Source organism: Pseudomonas sp. E1BtOHC1 (assembly GCF_058744285.1).
In genome coordinates, this window is the sequence record NZ_CP196023.1 from 4,282,319 (window position 1) to 4,300,986 (window position 18,668).

Sequence of the window (18,668 nt, forward strand, 5' to 3'; positions counted from 1 at the left end):
CTGGGCTTGCCCCGCGATGGGCTGCCCCGCCAATTTCGCTACCCCTTGGGCGAGTGCCTTGACCAAAGCACGCTCGGACTGACCAATCTAATCCTCTGTAGCCTCACCTCGCGCATGTCGAGCCTGGGCATCCTTGGCCAATGCCAACGTTCGGGACTCTGCTTCGCTCAGTTCGATTGAATCGAGCCTTAGCATCCACTCCGCACAGCGCGACAGCCCCAGCATCTGCTCCAACGCACTAGGCGAAATATAGTCGGCACGGGTAATGCTGCCGCCACAGTGCGAAGTGCGGATGTTGATCTGCCCTTGTGCGAATTGAAGGAACCGGGTCGGCGAAGTGATATGCGTCTCGACCCAGCAGCGGCCCTCGTCCCCGCCCTCACCGTAGCGATTCATGTCATAGAGGTAGGACGCGTGATCCTCATTGGCCAAGAAAGCATCCGGATAAAGATCGAGATTGCTGGCCGAGGCCCACCTGCATATCGCAGCATTGAAAGTGGGCTTTGGGTAACCGCAGGCCAAGCGTGACGCGGTCGCCAGGATGGTCAAGTAGTCTTCTTACAGAGCGTTCGGTATTGATTCACGTTGGAAACTGCAGAGTTTAGTGTTGTTATTTTGTATTTATAGTAGTGGATTTTTTTTGCCTGAGCTTTTCCAACCTTGCCGAAATAGTCTTCCCAAGCGTTTTCCTTAGTTAGTAAGTCAGAAAGCATGGTGCTTAATTCTGTTTCCGTCCAACTTTTCTTGTAGCCTTTAGTCCCGCTAGGGGCTGGAGGTGCTTTCTCGACATACTCACGCACCGTGTATCCTTTCTTGCCGGTCTCTTTTTTAAGCTCATAGGCCATAAACACCGTATACACTTTTGTATACATCGCTCCACTTGACGGGTTATACCAAGGGATAACGACAAAGTGATGAACCGGTGATTCTATAGCAAAGTGCCAGACAGCTGTCTTCGAGCGATCATCATTAAATAAAATTGCCTGGCCGATTTGGTACTTCATGCTCGTATCATTTGCAATGACACCTGTAATGACATCTTTTCCATCGTCATCTTGCACCTTCCCGTAAACAGCGCAGCTCATCTGAGCTGGCACACCAGGACAATCTTCCAACCCCATGAGTATTGGGTTGCTTACTATCGCGCTAATCAGTTCTTCCCCTGTCATGTCTCTTGGCTCCTGCCCAGATATTTAACACGTATTTGGAAATAATTAAGATTACTTTCCTTGGTGAGAATAGCGTCGATCCGGCCTTTATCAAATTCACGTTGAAGTGGGAGTCAATCTCCCGATTGACTCGGCAACTGAATAAACTCTCTACATTTCCTCTCGCTTTGCACTTTATAGGTTTTACGTATAACCCACCCAAACAACCATTTAGTTTAGTTATATAGCCGCATGGCTTTCCAGTGCGTTCGGTGCATCTGCGCCAAAGTCAACTATTACTAGTTGACCGGGCTGATTCGTTGTTTCAGGACAACTGATGCAGGGAGCGAAAACATGGACGTTCGAAAGGAAACGCCAGCTGGGCAACGGGCAAGATCGCCGCTGAATATGCGCCCCTCTCTGGGTTTTCTCGCGTTGCTGTTGCTGGGCGTTACCGCGGTCACGGCATGGTGGCAGGCTCCTTCGGCTTATCCCGTACGGCATGACGCAACCTTCCTCGAGTGGCTCACCACGCCCATTGAACGAAATGCCCCCCTTCGCCTGCCTGCGCTGCCCTCCTCCTTGACCTCGGTCAGCGTGGTTGGCCCCGATAAAGCGTGGGCTGTGGGGCTGGGCGGCAGCATCATGAGTACTTCCGATGCCGGCAAGACCTGGAAGCCTCATAAGCCTGTTGTAGCTGCCAATCTGCGCAGCGTGAGCTTCCAGTCCGACGGGCAACGGGGCTGGATAGTCGGTGACGGCGGCACCATTCTGAGCACCGACAATGCCGGAGCCGATTGGAAGGTTCAGTCCTTGAATCCCAAGCGTGATGGATTGATCGATCTGGTCAGCGTCGAAGTCAACCCGCGCAATGGTCAAGTCTGGGCCGTCAGTGCCTCTGGCGTTCTATTGTCCCGTGAAGCGGACGGTGAAGGAGCAAGCTGGACGCGAAGAGGCGTCAAAGGTTCGGGGATTTCTTCGATACATTTCAGCGCAGATGGTCGTTATGGCTGGATTACAGCCAAAGGCTCCATCTTGTTCAGCCTCAATCAGGGCCGGTCATGGGATAAGTCCTTCGTGGGGCTGCCTCTCGCCACACCTGACCGGCTTGCCCCCCAATTCAAGGCCCTGTGGTTCGTCGGACCGTACGGCTGGGCGGTGGGCGAAAACGGCACCATTGTCAGTTCCTCAAACTACGGTCGCAGTTGGTCGACGCCCCATGTCACTCAAACCCGGGCCACTCTGAACACCATCACTGGAAGCGCTGAAGGACTATGGGCCGCCGGGGACCAAGGCACCCTGCTGTTCAGCGCCGATGGTTTTACCTGGAGCTTGATCGACAGCGGAACCTACGCAGATCTGCGAAGCCTGTCGTTCTTTGGCCCCCAGCGCCAGGACTCCAGTACCAGTGCGTACCTGCCGGCATCCCATGCGGCCAAGCGTCATCGGCTGATGTGTGATGGTCGCAACCTGCCGGGCAACAGCCCCTTTGCGGTGCCCACGCCCTCACCCACAGATTCCGCTGAATCCATCATGCCGCCGGTACCGGAGCCCATGGCACCCGCGCCCAAGGACCTGCAACTGGATCGGAACCTGCTGGCGCAAGCCACCAGAAGTGGCCCCGGCATCGCCGTGGGTGACGCGGGCACGATAATCACCGGCGCCAGCAGCGGCTCGTCCTCCTGGGTGCCTGTAACCAGTGCCGCGCATATGCTGTTGCGCAGTGTCCAGGTCAGTGCCGACGGCAACACCGTTGTAGCGGTCGGCGAGTCTGGTGCCATCCTCAGTTCCAACAACGCCGGGAGCAGTTGGGACAGCAGTACGCCTATTGCCCACAACCGCCTGAATGGATTGAGCCTGCTGGACGACGGCACCCGAGCCTGGGCTGTGGGCGACAACGGCAAGATCCTGGCCAGCAACGACGCCGGGGCCAGTTGGAGAGTCCAGCCCCACCCAAAGCGATCTGCTGCAGATTGCTTTTGCGCAGAACGGTACCGTGGGGGTCGCGGCCGGGCGCAACCACAGCCTGCTTTTTACTCGTGACGGCGGCACTACCTGGCACCAGGCCGCGTTGCAGAAGGCAAACGACAAGAGCCCGATCCCTGAAGACGGCGCCTTCAAGGCGGTGCATCTGGATGCAAATGGAACCAAGGCCTGGGCAGTGGGTGACCAGGGCTTGATTGCCAGCAGTGAAGACGCCGGCGAAACCTGGCGGGTGATCAGCATGCTGCCATCGCCCTTGATGATGTCTTCCGATGCAGGACTTGAAGCCTTGGCCATGAACCTGACCGCCATCGAGTTCCTGGCCGATGGCCGTACCGGTTGGGTCGCCGGTGACAACGGCATGATTGCCAAGACCCTCGACGGTGGAGGCCTTTGGCGAGTCAAGCATCGACTGGCGGGGATTTCCCTGACCGATCTGCATATGCACAAGGACGGTCGGCAGGGCTGGGTCAGCGCCAATGGCGGATTGATCCTGGCGACTGAGGATGGGGGGGAAACCTGGAGCCCGGCGCAGAGCGCAGCCGGCTCGACACGCCTGGCCTTGGCCATGGATCAGTCTGGCAAGACCGGTTGGGCGGTCGGCTACCCTCCAGCCTTGCTGCATACCACCGATAACGGCCACACCTGGAAAGCCATGAGCTGGCCACTGCGTCATGGACAATACCCGGCACCCTGGTTCTGGTTCGCGGTAGCGCTTTGCGCCCTGTTGGTGTGGCTGATGTTCAAATCCGGCCCCCCTGAGAGCGAAACCGGTGCCGCCGCGATCGCCGCCACCGACGCGCCCACCGAGGACAGTGACAAGGACTCCCTGGGGGTGTCGCCCCTGGCTCGAGGCATCTCCCGTTTCCTGCGTAACACACGGACCGAACCCCCGTTGACCCTGGCCATATCCGGTGGCTGGGGCTCAGGCAAAAGCAGCCTGATGGCCCTGACTGGTTCAACGCCTGGCATCACCAAAGCGAAGAGCAACTGCTGGCAGCGCTGTTCAACGCCATCTGCAAACAGGGCCTGCCTTCACTGTTGTCCCTGGACGGTTGGGCGTTTCGCTTGCGGCTGCTGTGGATCAGGTCACGCCGGCACCTGATGCTGGCCCTGGTGCTGGTCGCGTCCGCCTCATGCCTGGTCGGCTACCTGCTGACCCACCCCCTTAATGAATGGACAAACCTGTGGGTGTCGATCCAGAGCCTCATTGCCCATGAAGGCAAGGCTCAGCCCTTGAGCGGCGGCGATATCGGCAAGCTGTTCGGGCAACTGGCCACCGGCGTCGTCACCTTCAAGTCACTGTTCGCCTCCATGACCGCCTTCGGGGTCAGTCCGGCCACGCTGCTGTCCAGTACAGCCTCGCGTTTTAGCACCAGCACCGCGCAAAACCAGACCAGCTTTCGCACCACCTTCGCCAACCAGTTCTCTGAAGTGACCCAGGCCCTGCCGTATCGCACCGTGATCGTTATCGACGACCTGGATCGGTGTCGCCCGGAAATCATCCTGACCATCATGGAAGCGGTGAACTTCCTGGTCACCTCCGGTAGCTGTTTCGTGATTTTTGGCATGGACACCTGCTACATACGCACCGCCCTGGGGCTGCACTTCGAGAAGTTTGCCGATGAACTGGCGCTGTGTGAGAAGCGCGACCGTCCCGACGAGCCCGAACCCTCGGCGGCAGAACGCCGCTGGAACTATGCCGGCAACTACCTGGAAAAATTGGTGAATCTGGAAATCCAGGTGCCCCAGCATAAGGACCTGTCGCCTCTGCTGCACTCGACCCCGGGCGATAACCCCCAGGCCAAGAGCTTTATCCAGAAAAGCCTGCATTTCTGGCCTTTTTATCTGTTCGCCCTGGTCATTCCACTGGGTTTTGCTGCTGGCAAATTCGTGCAACTGCCCAGCTCCCAAGCCCCTGCCCCAACATCCCCTGCGAAGGTGGCGCCCCTTCAGCAGCCCCCTGCCCCGACCTTGACGGCCCCCTCCTCCCCTGCCCCCGACGCGGCGCTTTCCAGTCCGTCTTCCGTGGCCGATGACAGCGCCGCACCCATCACCCTGCGTGAGTTGCAGATCCAAGAGAGCGCCGCTCATCCACTGGCTATCTGGAGCCTGGCTGCGGCGCTGCTGCTGTTTGTGCTCTTCAGTTGCAGTCTGGGCTTGTACCGATTGCGCACGAGCATGCGCCAGGTGCACGACTCGGGGGCGTTCAACGAGGCCCTGAGCGTATGGCTGCCAGTGGTGCGCAGACGCCACACCACCCCCAGAGCGATCAAGCGCTTCATCAATCGCATTCGCTACCTGGCCATGCTGCAACAGGGAGAGAAACTGGATCGCTCTTTCATCGACGAACTGCTCAAACGCCAACCCGGCGCTCACAAGTCACGCGGCCGGGCAGTGAGCGAGCATCGGTTGGTGGCGTTGGGCGCGTTGCACGAGCTCTTCAGGGAAACCTGGCGCGAGACAGTCAAGGCCTGTCCCAGCGATATCTCGCTGGTGATCGATGACTACAGGAGCCGCACCCAATCAAAATGGCCTCCGGGGGATGCAGAGCTCGATGCCTTCGAAAGTTCGCTGCAAGGTGTGCGGGTCGCCGGAGAAGTGGACGTACTCTCCAGCGCCGACACCACGGCGTACAACAGCGCCTCGCAGAAAGCCTGAAACCCGGCGCCGGGCCTCAATCCCTGACAATGCCCGGCGTGCCGGGGGCTTGCCGAGCCCCGCGATCTGGGTGATCGCGATCGATGAAGCGGCGCAATCCTTCCTGGGTTTCAGGGGCGTGGATCGAGCGATTGAAGCACTGGGCTTCTATCTTCAAGCCTTCGGCCAAGGGCAATCCGTAACCGCGGATGGCCGCTTCCTTGTCCGAGCGCATCGCCGGTTGCGGCAGACCGGCAAGCACCTGGGCCAATTCCAGCGCGCGCTTCAGGGAGCGCCCGCTGGGCACTATTTCGTTGACCAGGCCGATGCGGTACGCCTCTTGGGCATCGATCACCTTGCCGGTCAAAATCAGCTCCATGGCCCGCCCCATGCCGATAATCCGCGGCAAGCGCTGGGTGCCGCCGTCCGCCAGGCCGATGTTCCAGCGGCGGCAGGTGACACCGAACGAGGCATGCTCTTCGGCGATGCGCATATCGGCAAAACAGGCCCACTCCAGGCCACCGGCATAGGCCACGCCATTGACCGCGGCGATTACCGGTTTGTAGACATCGACCCAGCGACTGGGGCCGATGATTCCGGGACGCTCACCGCGATCATGGGCGGCGATTTCCTCGGCGCTCGACGGCACCAGTTGCGCGGCAGCCTTGAGGTCGCCGCCGGCACAAAAGGCCCGATCGCCGGTGCCGGTAATGACCGCCACCAAGGCTGTGTCGTCGTCGCGAAAACGCGTCCAGGCGTCGATCAGTTCACGGTGGGTCACAGGACCGATGCAGTTGCGCTGCTCGGGGCGATTGAAGCGGATGACCACTACGGGTCCATGTTGCTCGTAGGCGATTTCCTTGAAGTTCATGGCAGTTCCTGTTGCAGGTCGTGGCACGGTTGAACGAAATCCGGATTGCAGTATAGGCAGCCCTGGCTTTTCTCTTGGTGCTCACCGGACCTGACGCCCGAATTGAGTGCGCATGCACCAAGTTCGCGCCGGCAGAACGCTTGAGTCAGGCCCCTTGCCCGGTTTTGCCAACCACGCTTCGAGCGCTCTGCAACAGCTAATGCAGCGATCTTTGTGCCCTCCAGGCAAAGCTGGCATGGATCTCGCTATCTCTGGGTTGTGCAGGAGCATTACAGGTTCGCGGCACCACAATTTCAATGGCTGACTAGGGTTCCGGCTCGCAACTGCGAGTGACTGGTCCGAGAGTCGGCGACCTCCAGTTGAGGTTACACGGCGGGAAAAAAGCCCGGGAGACAAGACACCGTTAGCGGTGCCGCGTTGCCTCCTGTCCGCCCTTGATCAACTGGAGAACTCCCTATGCCCCCTCTGCGTCTACCCGCCCTGCTTGTTGCCGCCTTTGCGGCCCTCGTCAGCCTCTCGTCTGCGGCTGCGACCAAGGATCATTTCAGTGTCTGCTGGACGATTTATGCCGGCTGGATGCCGTGGGAATACGCCGGCAGCCAGGGCATCGTCGACAAATGGGCGAAGAAGTACGGCATCAGCATCGATGTGGTGCAGCTCAACGACTACGTCGAATCCATCAATCAGTACACCGCCGGCCAATTCGACGGCTGCACCATGACCAACATGGACGCCCTGACCATTCCCGCAGCCGGTGGCGTGGACAGCACGGCGCTGATCATCAGCGACTTCTCCAACGGCAATGACGGGGTGCTGCTCAAGGGCAAGGACCGGCAACTGGCCGACCTCAAGGGCCTGTCGGTCAATCTGGTGGAGCTTTCGGTCTCCCACTATCTGCTGGCCCGAGCCCTGGACTCGGTGGGCCTCAAAGAGCAGGACCTGCGGGTGGTCAACACCTCCGACGCTGACATCGTCGCCGCCTTCAACACCGATCAGGTGCAGGCGGTCACCACCTGGAATCCGATGCTTTCCGAGATCAAGGCCCAGTCGAACGCTCGCACCAGCGGCGTCAGCGAAGTCTTCAACTCCAGTCAGATCCCCGGCGAAATCATGGACATGATGGTGGTCAACAGCGCCACCCTCAGAGACAACCCGGCCCTGGGCAAGGCATTGACCGGAGCCTGGTTCGAAGTGGTGGCGCTGATGAATGCCGGCAACGCCGACAGCCAGGCCGCACTGCAGCACATGGCCCAGGCCTCGGGCACCGATCTCGGCGGTTTCCAGGCCCAGCTCGCCACCACTCGGCTGTTCGCCAGTGCCCGGGAAGCCTTGGCCTTCGCCACCAGCCCCGAACTGCCGAACACCATGGCCCGGGTCGCCGATTTCTCCTTTCGTCACGGCCTCTTGGGGGAAGGCGCCAGGGACAGCAGCGCCGTCGGCATGAGCTTCGCCAATGCCGTGATCAGCGGTGCTGCGGACAATCTGAAGCTGCGCTTCGACCCCAGCTACGTGCAGATGGCCGCCGACGGCAAGCTGTGACCCGGGCCGCGTTTCGACAAGAGGAACTGGCCATGCGCCTGATCAATCGTCACCCGGATCGTCCCGGCCGACTGCTGTTGGTGATCCTGCCTTTCGCCCTGTTGCTGCTGGCCTATTTCCTGGGTTCGGCCGAACGCCTGACGGCCAACCCAAATGACAAGTTGCTCCCCAGCGCCGTGCAGATGATGGATGCGCTGCAACGCATGGCATTGCAGGCCGATGCTCGCACCGGCGACTACCTGCTCTGGCAGGACAGCGCCGCCAGCCTCGGACGGTTGGCCATGGGCTTGGGCATCAGCGCCCTCGCCGGCCTGTGCCTGGGGGTCGCGGCCGGCACCCTGCCGCTGCTGGGCGCGCCGCTGTCGCCCTTGCTGACGGTGCTGTCCATGGTGCCGCCCCTGGCAATCCTGCCGATCCTGTTCATCGTCTTCGGCCTCGGCGAGTTGTCCAAGGTGATGCTGATCGTCATCGGCATCACCCCCTGCCTGGCCCGGGATCTGGAACAGCGGGCCCGGGAAATTCCCGTGGAACTGCTGATCAAGGCCCAGACCCTGGGCGCCTCCACCTGGACCCTTATCCTGCGGGTGGTGCTGCCACAGTTGCTGCCGCGGCTGCTGATATCCCTGCGGCTGATGCTGGGTTCGGCCTGGCTGTTCCTGATTGCCGCCGAAGCCATCGCCGCCACCGACGGCCTGGGCTATCGCATCTTCCTGGTCCGTCGCTACCTGGCCATGGACGTGATCCTGCCCTATGTGGCCTGGATCACCCTGCTGGCCTGGCTGATGGACTGGGGCCTCAAGCGCCTGACTCTGGTGGCCTTTCCCTGGCATGGGGAGGCTCGCCCATGAGCTTTATCAAGGTCAGCAACTTGTGGCAGCAGTACGCCGGTCAGGTGGTGCTCGAAGGTCTCAATCTGCAAGTCGAAGAAGGCGAGTTCTGCACCCTGGTGGGTGCCTCGGGCTGTGGCAAGTCGACCTTCCTGCGCCTGCTGCTGGGCCAGGAGCAGGCCAGCCGCGGGCAGATCCTGCTGGATGGCCAGCCCCTGGCGCGGGAGCCGGACCCCAGCCGTGGCGTGGTGTTCCAGCGTTATTCGGTATTCCCCCACCTGTCGGCGCTGGACAACGTGGTCCTGGGCCTGGAACTGCCACGCTCACCACTGCTGGGCCGGTTGTTGGGCCGTACCAAGCAACAGGCCCGGGAACAGGCCGCGGCACTGTTGCACAAAGTAGGCCTGGGTCACGCCCTGGACCAGTACCCGGCCCAACTCTCCGGTGGCATGCAGCAGCGCCTGGCCATCGCCCAGGCCCTGATCATGCGCCCCCGTGTGCTGCTGCTGGACGAGCCCTTCGGGGCCCTCGACCCGGGCATCCGCAAGGACATGCACCACCTGCTGCTGGAGCTGTGGCAAGAAACTCCGCTGACCGTGTTCATGGTCACCCATGACCTGGCGGAAGGCTTCAGCCTCGGCACCCGATTGCTGGTGTTCGACAAGGTGCGCGTCGATCCCCATGCCCCCGGTGCCTATGGCGCCCGCATCACCTACGACATCCCGTTGAACAGCGACCGCCGCGCCCTGCGCGCCGCCGTGCCGACCTTGCCGCCCGCGCTGGCGGACTCCCTGCTCCGGACCTGAAAGGACCTTTCCCATGCTCGATACCCGCCTATTGCTGCCCTTCGCCGAGGAACTGCTGCCCGGTGGCGGCCACCGCTCCTTCATCCTCAAGCGCGGCCAACTGCTGCGCCTGACCGACCTGCGCGGTGGCGCCAATGTCAGCCTGACCCTGCTCAATGCCAACGAGAAAACCGAGCGCCTGAACCTGCCGGACAGTCTCAAGTGCCAGCACACCGCCAAGCTCACCGCCGGGCATTGCCTGTACTCGGACATGGGCCGGGTACTGGCCGCTATTACCCGCGACACCTGCGGCTGGAGCGACAGCCTGGGCGGCGTGCTCTGTGCCGAGGAGGTTGCCGAGAAATACGGCCAGGGCCGCTACCAGGAGCTGCGCAACGGCTACTACCGCAACGGCACCGACAACCTGCTGGTGGAACTGGGCAAATGGGGCCTGGGCCTGTCGGACCTGACGATGACCCTCAACCTGTTCAGCCGGGTCCGGGTCGACGACGCCGGCCGCTTGCAGTTCGTCCCCGGCAACTCCCGGGCCGGTGACTGCATCGAGCTCTACGCCCCCATGGACACCCTGGTGGTACTCACCGCCCTGCAACACCCCATGGATCCCAACCCACAGTACGCACCCCAGCCGCTGAAACTCAGCTGGATGCATGCCGGCGCCGACGTCGCCGAGCATTGCCGCACCTCGCGCCCGGAGAACGAGCGCGGCTTCATCAATACCGACCGCCTGTTCGCCTGAGGATCGCCCCATGTCGCTAGCACTTGCCGCCCTTGAACGCTCACCGGACACCGCGCAGTACCGCGCCACCATTCCCGCCGGCGAACCCTGGCTGATGGAACTCAGGACCGGGCAGACCCTGCGCATCCTCGACCTGGAAGGCAACCAGGCCGTGGACACCCTGTTCTACAGCCTGGCCAATCCCAAGGAGCGCTATGACGTACAGCGCACCCTGCGCCGGCAGCAGCGGGTCTACCTGAGCACCGGCAGCGTGCTCTATTCCAACCTCGGCCGGCCCATGCTGACCCTGGTGGCCGACACCTGCGGCCGCCACGACACCCTGGGCGGTGCCTGCGCCCAGGAGAGCAACAGCGTGCGTTACGCCCTGGAAAAGCGCCACATGCACAGCTGCCGCGACAACTACCTGCGGGCCTGTGTCCATGACGGTCGCCTGGCCAAGGGCGACCTGGGGCCCAACATCAATTTCTTCATGAATGTGCCGGTTACCGCCGACGGCGGCCTGAGTTTCGAAGACGGACTCTCCGCGCCGGGCAAGTACGTCGACCTGCGGGCCGAGATGGACGTCATCGTCCTGATCTCCAACTGCCCGCAACTGAACAACCCCTGCAACGCCTACAACCCCACCCCTGCGGAGCTACTGGTATGGAACTGAAGATCGCGCGCCTGCGTCGCTGGCTATACACCCTGTGCCAGAGCCGTTCCGCTCAATGCCTGAAGCGCTAGGGCCCTGCCCTGCCAGCTGACTGCACCCTGGCCCCCGGGACGACCCGGGGGCTGACTCGAAAACTGCGGGACGGCCCGCATCCCAGTGGGGGGCAGTCCAGCACTCGCCCCCAGGGGTCATGCCATGTTCGAAACACTGTTGATCGCCAACCGTGGTGCCATTGCCTGCCGTATCCTGCGGACCTTGCGCGAGCTGCAAGTCCAGGGGGTCGCGGTCTATTCCGAGGCCGACGCCGCCAGCCTGCATATCCGCCAGGCAGACCAGGCCCACAGCCTCGGTGAAGGCCCGGCCGCCGCGACCTACCTGGACGTGGAAAAAATCCTCGCCATCGCTCGCGCCAGCGGCGCTAGCGCCATTCACCCGGGCTACGGCTTCCTCTCGGAAAACGCTGCCTTCGCCGAAGCCTGCGAAGCGGCCGGCATCGCCTTTGTCGGCCCGACCCCGGAGCAGTTGCGGGTGTTTGGCCTCAAGCACACCGCTCGGGCCCTGGCCCGGGAATACGGGGTGCCACTGCTGGAAGGCAGCGACCTGCTGGACGACCTCGACGCCGCACTGCACGCCGCCGCGCAGGTCGGCTACCCGGTGATGCTCAAGAGCACCGCCGGCGGAGGCGGCATCGGCATGCGTGTCTGCCATGATGCGCACGAGCTGGGGGAATCCTTCGAGGCGGTCAAGCGCCTGGGGCAGAACAACTTCAGCGATAGCGGCGTGTTCATCGAGAAATACATCCCCCGGGCCCGGCACCTGGAAGTGCAGGTCTTCGGCGACGGCCAGGGCCAGGTCATCGCCCTGGGCGTACGTGACTGCTCGGTGCAGCGCCGTAACCAGAAAGTCCTGGAGGAAACCCCGGCGCCGAACCTGCCCCAGGGCATGGCCGAGGCTCTGTGCGCCGCCGCCATCACCCTGGCCCAGGCGGTGAACTACCGCAGCGCCGGCACCGTGGAGTTTGTCTTCGACAGCCACGACCAGCGTTTCTACTTCCTGGAAGTGAACACCCGCCTGCAGGTCGAACATGGCGTCACCGAGCAGGTCTGGGGCGTGGATCTGGTGCGCTGGATGGTGCAGCTGGCGGCCGGTGAACTGCCGCCTCTGGGCACCTTGAAAGAAGACCTGGAACCCCGCGGCCATGCAATCCAGGCGCGGCTGTACGCCGAAGACCCGGGCCGGGATTTCCAGCCCAGCCCGGGGCTGCTCACCCAGGTGGAGTTCCCCTCCGCCGATGGCCGCCAGTTGCGTATCGACACCTGGGTGGAAAGCGGCAGTGAGATCCCGCCCTACTTCGACCCCATGATCGCCAAGCTCATCAGTTGGGCAGAGGACCGGCAAAGCGCACGCCTGGCCCTGCATCACGCCCTGGGCGAGAGCCGCTTGTACGGCGTGGAACACAACCGCGACTACCTGCGGCAGATCCTCGTCGATACGCCCTTCGCCAGTGGCCAGCCCTGGACCCGCTGCCTGGATGGCCTGGTGTACCGCGCCTCGACCTTCGAGGTGCTCAGCCCCGGCACCCAGACCAGCGTCCAGGACTACCCGGGACGCCTTGGTTACTGGGCCGTGGGCGTACCGCCCTCCGGGCCGATGGACAGCCGCGCCTTGCGTGCAGGCAACCGCTTGCTGGGTAACGCCGAAGGTGCAGCGGCCCTGGAAATCACCATGAGCGGCCCCCTGCTGCGCTTCAACTGCACAGCGCGGGTTGTGGTCACTGGCGCTTCCATTGCCCTGAGCCTGGACGGCGTTGCACAGCCGATGAACAGCGTGCTGTCGATCCCTGCGGGGGCCACCCTGAGCATCGGCCAGATCAGCGGCCCCGGCGCCCGCAGCTACCTGTGCCTGAGTGGTGGCGTGCAGGTTCCCGACTACCTGGGCAGCAAGAGCACCTTCACCCTGGGCCAGTTCGGCGGTCACGGCGGCCGCGCCCTGCGGGCCGGCGATGTGCTGCACCTGCTGCCGCTCAAGGCGGGCCCCAGTGGCCATAGCCTGCCCCTGGAACAGGTCACCGTGCTCCCCACAGTCCGGCGAATCCGGGTGATCTATGGCCCTCACGGCGCGCCGGAATACTTTGCCCAGGGTTACATCGACACCTTCTTCAACACCCAGTGGCAGGTGCACTTCAACTCCAGCCGCACCGGGGTCCGGTTGATCGGCCCCAAGCCCGAGTGGACCCGCAGCGATGGTGGCGAGGCCGGGCTGCATCCGTCGAATATCCATGACAACCCCTACGCCATCGGCGCCGTGGATTTCACCGGGGACATGCCGGTGATCCTCGGCCCGGACGGCCCGAGCCTGGGCGGCTTCGTCTGCCCGGTGACGGTGATCGAGGCCGACCTGTGGCAGTTGGGTCAGCTCAAGGCCGGGGACCTACTGCAGTTCTTCCCGGTCTCCCTGGAACAGGCCCGGCAGGCTGCGCTGCATGACCTGGAACTGGCGGACAATCCCGCCGCCGAACCGCTGCGCTCCCCGGTGGTGCTGGACATCGGCGAGGACGCCAGCCGGTTGGTGGCGCGCCTGTCCGGTGACACCCACCTGCTGCTGGAAATCGGCGCCGCGGAGCTGGACCTGGTGCTGCGCTTTCGCGGCCATGCACTGATGCAGGCCCTGGAGGCCAAGGCCTTGCCGGGGGTGATCGACCTGACCCCGGGCGTCCGCTCGCTGCAACTGCACTACCGGCCGGAACAACTGCCCCTGGCTGCATTGCTGGCGATCATCGCTGGCGAATGGACCGCCGTATGCGCCACCGAGAACCTGCAGGTGCCGTCACGGATCGTCCACCTGCCGCTGTCCTGGGATGATCCGGCCTGCCAGTTGGCGATCGACAAATACATGACCACAGTGCGCAAGGATGCCCCCTGGTGCCCGAGCAACCTGGAGTTCATCCGTCGCATCAACGCCTTGCCCGACTTGGCCCAGGTGCAGCACACCGTGTTCGCCGCCAGCTACCTGGTAATGGGCCTGGGAGATGTTTACCTTGGCGCACCGGTGGCAACGCCCCTGGACCCGCGTCATCGACTGGTGACCACCAAGTACAACCCGGCCCGCACCTGGACCGCGGAGAACTCGGTGGGCATCGGTGGCGCCTATCTGTGCGTGTATGGCATGGAAGGCCCCGGCGGCTATCAGTTCGTCGGGCGCACCCTGCAGATGTGGAATCGCTACCGCGAGGTGGCGGCGTTCCAGGGCCGGCCCTGGCTGTTGCGCTTCTTCGACCAGATCCGTTTCTACCCAGTGAGCGCCGCCGAGCTAGCGCGCATCCGCCGGGACTTCCCCCTGGGGCGCTATGCTCTGGAGATCCAGCCCAGTCAGCTCAACCTCGCCGACTACCAGGCCTTCCTGGACCGCGAAGCCGGCAGCATCGAGGCCTTCCGGCACCAGCAGCAGACGGCGTTCAATGCCGAGCGCGAACGCTGGATCACCAATGGCCAGGCCCATTACCAGGCAGAGGACGTGGCGGTGCAAGAGGACCTGGAGCCGCCTCTGGAAAGCGGCCAGCACAGTGTCGACAGCCAGATCGCCGGCAATCTCTGGCAGGTCCGGGTCAGCCCGGGCACTCGGGTCGCCGCCGGTGACGTGCTGGTAATCCTGGAGTCGATGAAGATGGAAATTGCGCTCGTGGCGCCCCTGGCCGGCGTGGTCCGGGAGATCCGTGGGCAACCCGGTTCGGCGGTACGCGCCGGGCAGCGGGTCGCCGTGCTGGAACTGGATTGAGTCGTTCTTCCCCTTATTCGATGGACCCTGACCATGACTGTGAATCTGCAACTCGATGCCCTGCGCGCCGCCTACCGTGACGGTCGCACCACCCCTCGCAAACTGCTGACGCACCTGCGGGACAAGGCCGCAGCGTTGAACCCCGACTATCACCTGTTCATCCACCTGCTCAGCAACGCGGAACTCGAGCCCTACCTGGCCGCTCTGGAGCAACGCGACCTCGACAGCCTGCCCCTGTATGGCGTGCCCTTTGCCATCAAGGACAACATTGACCTGGCCGGTATTGCCACCACGGCCGCCTGCCCGGCCTTCGCCTATGTCGCGCAGCGTTCGGCCACCATCGTCCAGCAACTGCTGGACCTGGGGGCGATCCCCCTGGGCAAGACCAACCTCGACCAGTTCGCCACCGGGCTCAATGGCAGCCGCTCGCCTTATGGCGCCTGCCCCAATAGCGTGCTGGGCGAGTATCCCAGCGGCGGCTCCAGCGCCGGTTCGTCCCTGGCGGTGGCCCTGGGCGTCTGCAGCTTCGCCCTGGGCACCGACACCGCCGGCTCCGGCCGGATACCGGCGGCGCTCAACAATCTACTGGGGCTCAAGCCCAGCAAGGGGCTGCTGTCCACCGCAGGTGTGGTACCGGCCTGCCGCACCCTGGATTGCGTCTCCACCTTCACCGCCACAGCGCGGGAAGCCAGCCAGCTGCTGGCCCTGTGCGCCCGCCTCGATCCCGGCGATTGCTACAGCCGCCGCAACCCTCAGTGGAATGACGCCTCAGCCTTTGGCGCGCCACGGCCTTTTCGCTTTGGCGTGCCTCGGGCCCAGGACCTGGAGTTCTTCGGCTGCAGTGAAGGCCCGCAGTTGTTCAACGACGCCATTGAACAACTCAAGGCCCTGGGCGGCGAAGCGCAGGAGCTGGATCTGTCGCCCTTTCTGGAGGCTGCGCGCCTGCTCTACGACGGCCCCTGGGTTGCCGAACGCTACAGCGTCGCCGGCACACTGATGCAGCAGCAACCCGATGCCGTGCTGCCGGTGATTCACCAGGTACTGGCCAAGGCCCCGAAGGTGGACGGCGTGCAGACCTTCAATGCCCAGTACCGCTTGCAAGCCTTGAAGGCCCGGTGCGACCCACTCCTGGCCGGTCTCGATTGTGTGCTCACGCCCACCCTCGGCCGCCCGGTGACCCTGGCCGAACTGGAGGCCGAGCCCGTGCTGCGCAACGCTGAATTGGGTTACTACAGCAACTTCATGAACCTGCTGGACTACGCCGCCGTCGCCGTGCCCAGTGGTTTCATGAACAACGGCCTGCCTTGGGGCGTGACCCTGTTTGGCCGGGCCTTTACCGATCAGTACCTGCTGAGCCTGGCTGACGCGATGCAGCGCCGGCAAGGCTTACCGGCCCCTGCCCCGTCCACCCCGGCGCGCCATGACCGGGTGCAACTGGTGGTGTGCGGCGCACACCTGGAAGGCCTGCCCCTCAATAGCCAACTGACCCGGCGCGGTGCCCGGCTGATCGAAGCCATCCACAGCTCCCCGGACTATCGCCTGCACGCCCTGGCGGGCGGTCCCGTCCGGCGCCCGGGCATGGTCCGGGTCAAGGAAGGCGGTGTAGCGATTGCCGTGGAAGTCTGGGAATTGCCCAGCAGCGAACTGGGCTCCTTGCTCAACGGCATCCCCGCGCCCCTGGGACTGGGCAAGGTGCAACTGGCTGACGGCCGCTGGGAGACCGGCTTTATCTGCGAGCCCTGTGGCCTGGAGGGCGCCGTCGATATCAGCCACCTGGGGGGCTGGCGCGCTTACCTCAAACAACACCCGTAAGAGCTGGTTTGCCGGCGAAGCAGCCCTTGAGCCTTGCGCCGGTCCCGCAGGCACTTTGGCTGGCAGCCAGCGCCGGTAGAAATCGAGGAATCAATCCGCCAGGGCTTGCTGGAACGAATGATCAATCAGCGGCGCGGTGGCCAAAGGCGCCGGCAAGGCCTTGACCTTGAACAGGAAGTCCGCGGTGCTTTGCAGGTCCGAGGCTGCCTGCGGGTCCACCGGGCCCAGGGTCAGGTGGGCCTGGCGCAACCAGTGGCGGGATACGCTCTGGTCGAGGTTGGCTTTCTTCGCCCACAGATCGGCGTACTCGTCGGTGTGGGTGTCGACCCACTGCCGGGCCTTTTTCAGGCGCACGAGAAAGTCGGCAATGGCCGCGTGCTTGCTGTCCACGGCCGCGGTGGACGCCGCCACGGCACTGAGACCGGGCATCAGGTTGCGGGCGGTGAGGATCGGACGCGCACCGGAGAACACAATCTGCTGGGAAATGTAGGGTTCCCACACCGGGAACGCATCGATACCGCCCTGGGGAAAGGCCGCTGCAGCATCGATGGGCATCAGCTTGACGAAGTCCACATGGTTTTCCGGCAGGCCGGCCTGCTCCAGGGCGCGCAGGGTCAGTTGCTGGCTCCAGGCGCCGGGCCAATAGGCGACTTTCTTGCCCTTGAGGTCGGCGATGCTTTTTACCGGTGAATCCTTGGGCACCAACAGCGCAATGGTGTCCGGATTCTGTCGGGAAACACCGATCAGCTTCACTGGCGCCTGCTTGGCCGCCAGAAACAGAAAACCCGAGTCACCGAGAAAACCCAGGTCCAGCGCGCCGGTATTCAGGGCCTCGGCCAGCGGTGCCGCTGCCTGGAAGTGCCTCCACTCGACCTTGTAGGGTGCACCTTGCAGTACCCCGGAGGCCTCCACCGAGGCGCGAATGTTGTAGTAGTTCTGATCGCCGATATTCAGCACCAGAGGTTCGGCGGCCTGGGCCAGAGGAGTGAGGAGCAAGGCGCTGGCGAGCAATTCGCGCAGGCGTCGTGAGAGGTTCATGGGGGCGGTTCCTTGGACTGGGATCAGGGATTCGCATAGACCATAACGGTCTTTACAGGCCGTCCTGAAATTCTCTTTTTGCATAAGCTAAGAGAGCCTTGAGCGCGCCCTGGCCAGCAGCGGACCGCAGCTGGCGTCCAGAGCCCCGGGACCGAAGGCCTCAGGGCAGGTGCAACCGGGTTAGCCGCGACCGGGGATCAATACACCACCATCAACTGCGGTGAAATCACCACATCCAGGGAGATGAGCTTGCAATAGCCGCCCAGCGACTGGTTGGAGGCGTTCAAGCTGGAGGTGGCATTGTTCCATTGGATACGGATGGTATTGATCCCGCAGTTCGAGGAGGTTCCGGTCAGGGCCAGCCCCATCTCCGAAATGCCGCCGCTGAGCTGGCTATCCATGTACATCGGCCAGGAAAGGCTCTTGGCTACCAGCAACGAGCAAAAGGGCGAGCTGCCCGCGAACCTGGCCGAAGTGATTTTGGCGCTGTACACCGGATTGACCGAGCCGTCGATGCTGATGTTGCAGACGATCGTCTGCTGGAGCGTGGCGGGGGTTTGCAAACGGATGGTGCCATGCCCCTGGAAATACACCACAGGGGTGAAGTGCGGGTCGGCCAGCGCGGGAGAGGCGACTGTGCAAGCCAGTATCAGCGTACTGGCAACAAACAGACCATTCAGGTTTTTCATTGTTATTCCTCGCAGATAGGGCGATGGAGATCGCCGGGTAATGGCCGTGATCGAGAAGTCACGAGAAACGGCAGGACATCCCTTTCCAGCCAAATTTCAGAGCTATTACCGCTGCGCAGGGGCAGCCAGGAGGTACGCGATAGCATCACACTT

The 18,668-nt window shown here is 63.2% G+C and carries 15 protein-coding genes and 1 riboswitch; of the genes, 10 read left to right on the forward strand and 5 right to left on the reverse strand.

The genetic code is table 11. The annotated features are described in order from the left end of the window. Nucleotides 1-87: 87 nt before the first annotated feature. On the reverse strand, nt 88-549 hold the full coding sequence (locus ACSSVC_RS19275) for a hypothetical protein (RefSeq protein ID WP_492611198.1): 462 nt from the start codon (nt 547-549) through the stop codon (nt 88-90). Then, nucleotides 546-1,169 (reverse strand): hypothetical protein, encoded by a 624-nt coding sequence (locus tag ACSSVC_RS19280; protein WP_492611199.1) that lies wholly within the window; start codon nt 1,167-1,169, stop codon nt 546-548. The genes ACSSVC_RS19275 and ACSSVC_RS19280 overlap by 4 nt, the downstream gene beginning before the upstream one ends. Nucleotides 1,170-1,502: 333 nt before the next feature. Between ACSSVC_RS19280 and ACSSVC_RS19285 the strand changes: the two genes are divergently transcribed. From ACSSVC_RS19285 to ACSSVC_RS19295, 3 genes are read left to right on the forward strand one after another with little or no spacing between them, the layout of a single operon-like run. Then, complete coding sequence (locus tag ACSSVC_RS19285) at nt 1,503-3,191, forward strand: WD40/YVTN/BNR-like repeat-containing protein (RefSeq protein WP_492611200.1); 1,689 nt, start codon at nt 1,503-1,505, stop codon at nt 3,189-3,191. Beyond that, a complete protein-coding gene (locus ACSSVC_RS19290) occupies nt 3,145-4,236 on the forward strand; it encodes a WD40/YVTN/BNR-like repeat-containing protein (protein ID WP_492611201.1) in 1,092 nt (363 codons plus the stop codon). The genes ACSSVC_RS19285 and ACSSVC_RS19290 overlap by 47 nt, the downstream gene beginning before the upstream one ends. After that, nucleotides 4,200-5,792, forward strand: coding sequence for a P-loop NTPase fold protein (locus ACSSVC_RS19295; RefSeq protein ID WP_492611202.1), 1,593 nt, complete (start codon nt 4,200-4,202; stop codon nt 5,790-5,792). Before ACSSVC_RS19290 ends, ACSSVC_RS19295 begins: the two co-directional genes overlap by 37 nt. Before the next feature lie 16 nt (nt 5,793-5,808). On the opposite strand, the gene ACSSVC_RS19300 is transcribed toward ACSSVC_RS19295, so the two are convergent. After that, nucleotides 5,809-6,642, reverse strand: a complete 834-nt coding sequence (locus tag ACSSVC_RS19300) for an enoyl-CoA hydratase/isomerase family protein (RefSeq protein ID WP_446439853.1) — start codon at nt 6,640-6,642, stop codon at nt 5,809-5,811. A 293-nt stretch (nt 6,643-6,935) separates the two neighbouring features. Continuing rightward, nucleotides 6,936-7,036, forward strand: a riboswitch (guanidine-I (ykkC/yxkD leader). A gap of 62 nt (nt 7,037-7,098) precedes the next feature. Here ACSSVC_RS19300 and ACSSVC_RS19305 point away from each other — a divergent pair. From ACSSVC_RS19305 to atzF, 7 genes are all read left to right on the forward strand, one after another. Next, a complete protein-coding gene (locus ACSSVC_RS19305) occupies nt 7,099-8,181 on the forward strand; it encodes a putative urea ABC transporter substrate-binding protein (RefSeq protein ID WP_346633002.1) in 1,083 nt (360 codons plus the stop codon). A 32-nt stretch (nt 8,182-8,213) separates the two neighbouring features. Then, nucleotides 8,214-9,029 (forward strand): ABC transporter permease, encoded by an 816-nt coding sequence (locus ACSSVC_RS19310; protein ID WP_346633003.1) that lies wholly within the window; start codon nt 8,214-8,216, stop codon nt 9,027-9,029. Beyond that, nucleotides 9,026-9,814 carry an ABC transporter ATP-binding protein gene (locus ACSSVC_RS19315; RefSeq protein WP_492611203.1) on the forward strand — a complete coding sequence of 263 codons (789 nt, stop codon included), beginning with the start codon at nt 9,026-9,028 and terminating at the stop codon, nt 9,812-9,814. The genes ACSSVC_RS19310 and ACSSVC_RS19315 overlap by 4 nt, the downstream gene beginning before the upstream one ends. Nucleotides 9,815-9,827: 13 nt before the next feature. Continuing rightward, entirely contained in the window at nt 9,828-10,550 is a 723-nt protein-coding gene (locus ACSSVC_RS19320) for an urea amidolyase associated protein UAAP1 (RefSeq protein ID WP_346633005.1), read from the forward strand. A gap of 10 nt (nt 10,551-10,560) precedes the next feature. After that, a complete protein-coding gene (locus tag ACSSVC_RS19325; protein WP_404936859.1) occupies nt 10,561-11,202 on the forward strand; it encodes an urea amidolyase associated protein UAAP2 in 642 nt (213 codons plus the stop codon). A gap of 195 nt (nt 11,203-11,397) precedes the next feature. Then, nucleotides 11,398-14,976 carry an urea carboxylase gene (uca, locus tag ACSSVC_RS19330; protein ID WP_492611204.1) on the forward strand — a complete coding sequence of 1,193 codons (3,579 nt, stop codon included), beginning with the start codon at nt 11,398-11,400 and terminating at the stop codon, nt 14,974-14,976. A 33-nt stretch (nt 14,977-15,009) separates the two neighbouring features. Beyond that, nucleotides 15,010-16,788 carry an allophanate hydrolase gene (atzF, locus tag ACSSVC_RS19335; protein ID WP_446439850.1) on the forward strand — a complete coding sequence of 593 codons (1,779 nt, stop codon included), beginning with the start codon at nt 15,010-15,012 and terminating at the stop codon, nt 16,786-16,788. Between the two features lie 90 nt (nt 16,789-16,878). Here atzF and ACSSVC_RS19340 read toward each other — a convergent pair whose 3' ends face one another. Together ACSSVC_RS19340 and praB are read right to left on the reverse strand one after the other, a co-directional pair. Further along, nucleotides 16,879-17,826 (reverse strand): ABC transporter substrate-binding protein, encoded by a 948-nt coding sequence (locus tag ACSSVC_RS19340; protein WP_446439849.1) that lies wholly within the window; start codon nt 17,824-17,826, stop codon nt 16,879-16,881. A 197-nt stretch (nt 17,827-18,023) separates the two neighbouring features. Then, nucleotides 18,024-18,515, reverse strand: a complete 492-nt coding sequence (gene praB, locus ACSSVC_RS19345; protein WP_346633010.1) for an alkane oxidation protein activator PraB — start codon at nt 18,513-18,515, stop codon at nt 18,024-18,026. Nucleotides 18,516-18,668 lie beyond the last annotated feature (153 nt).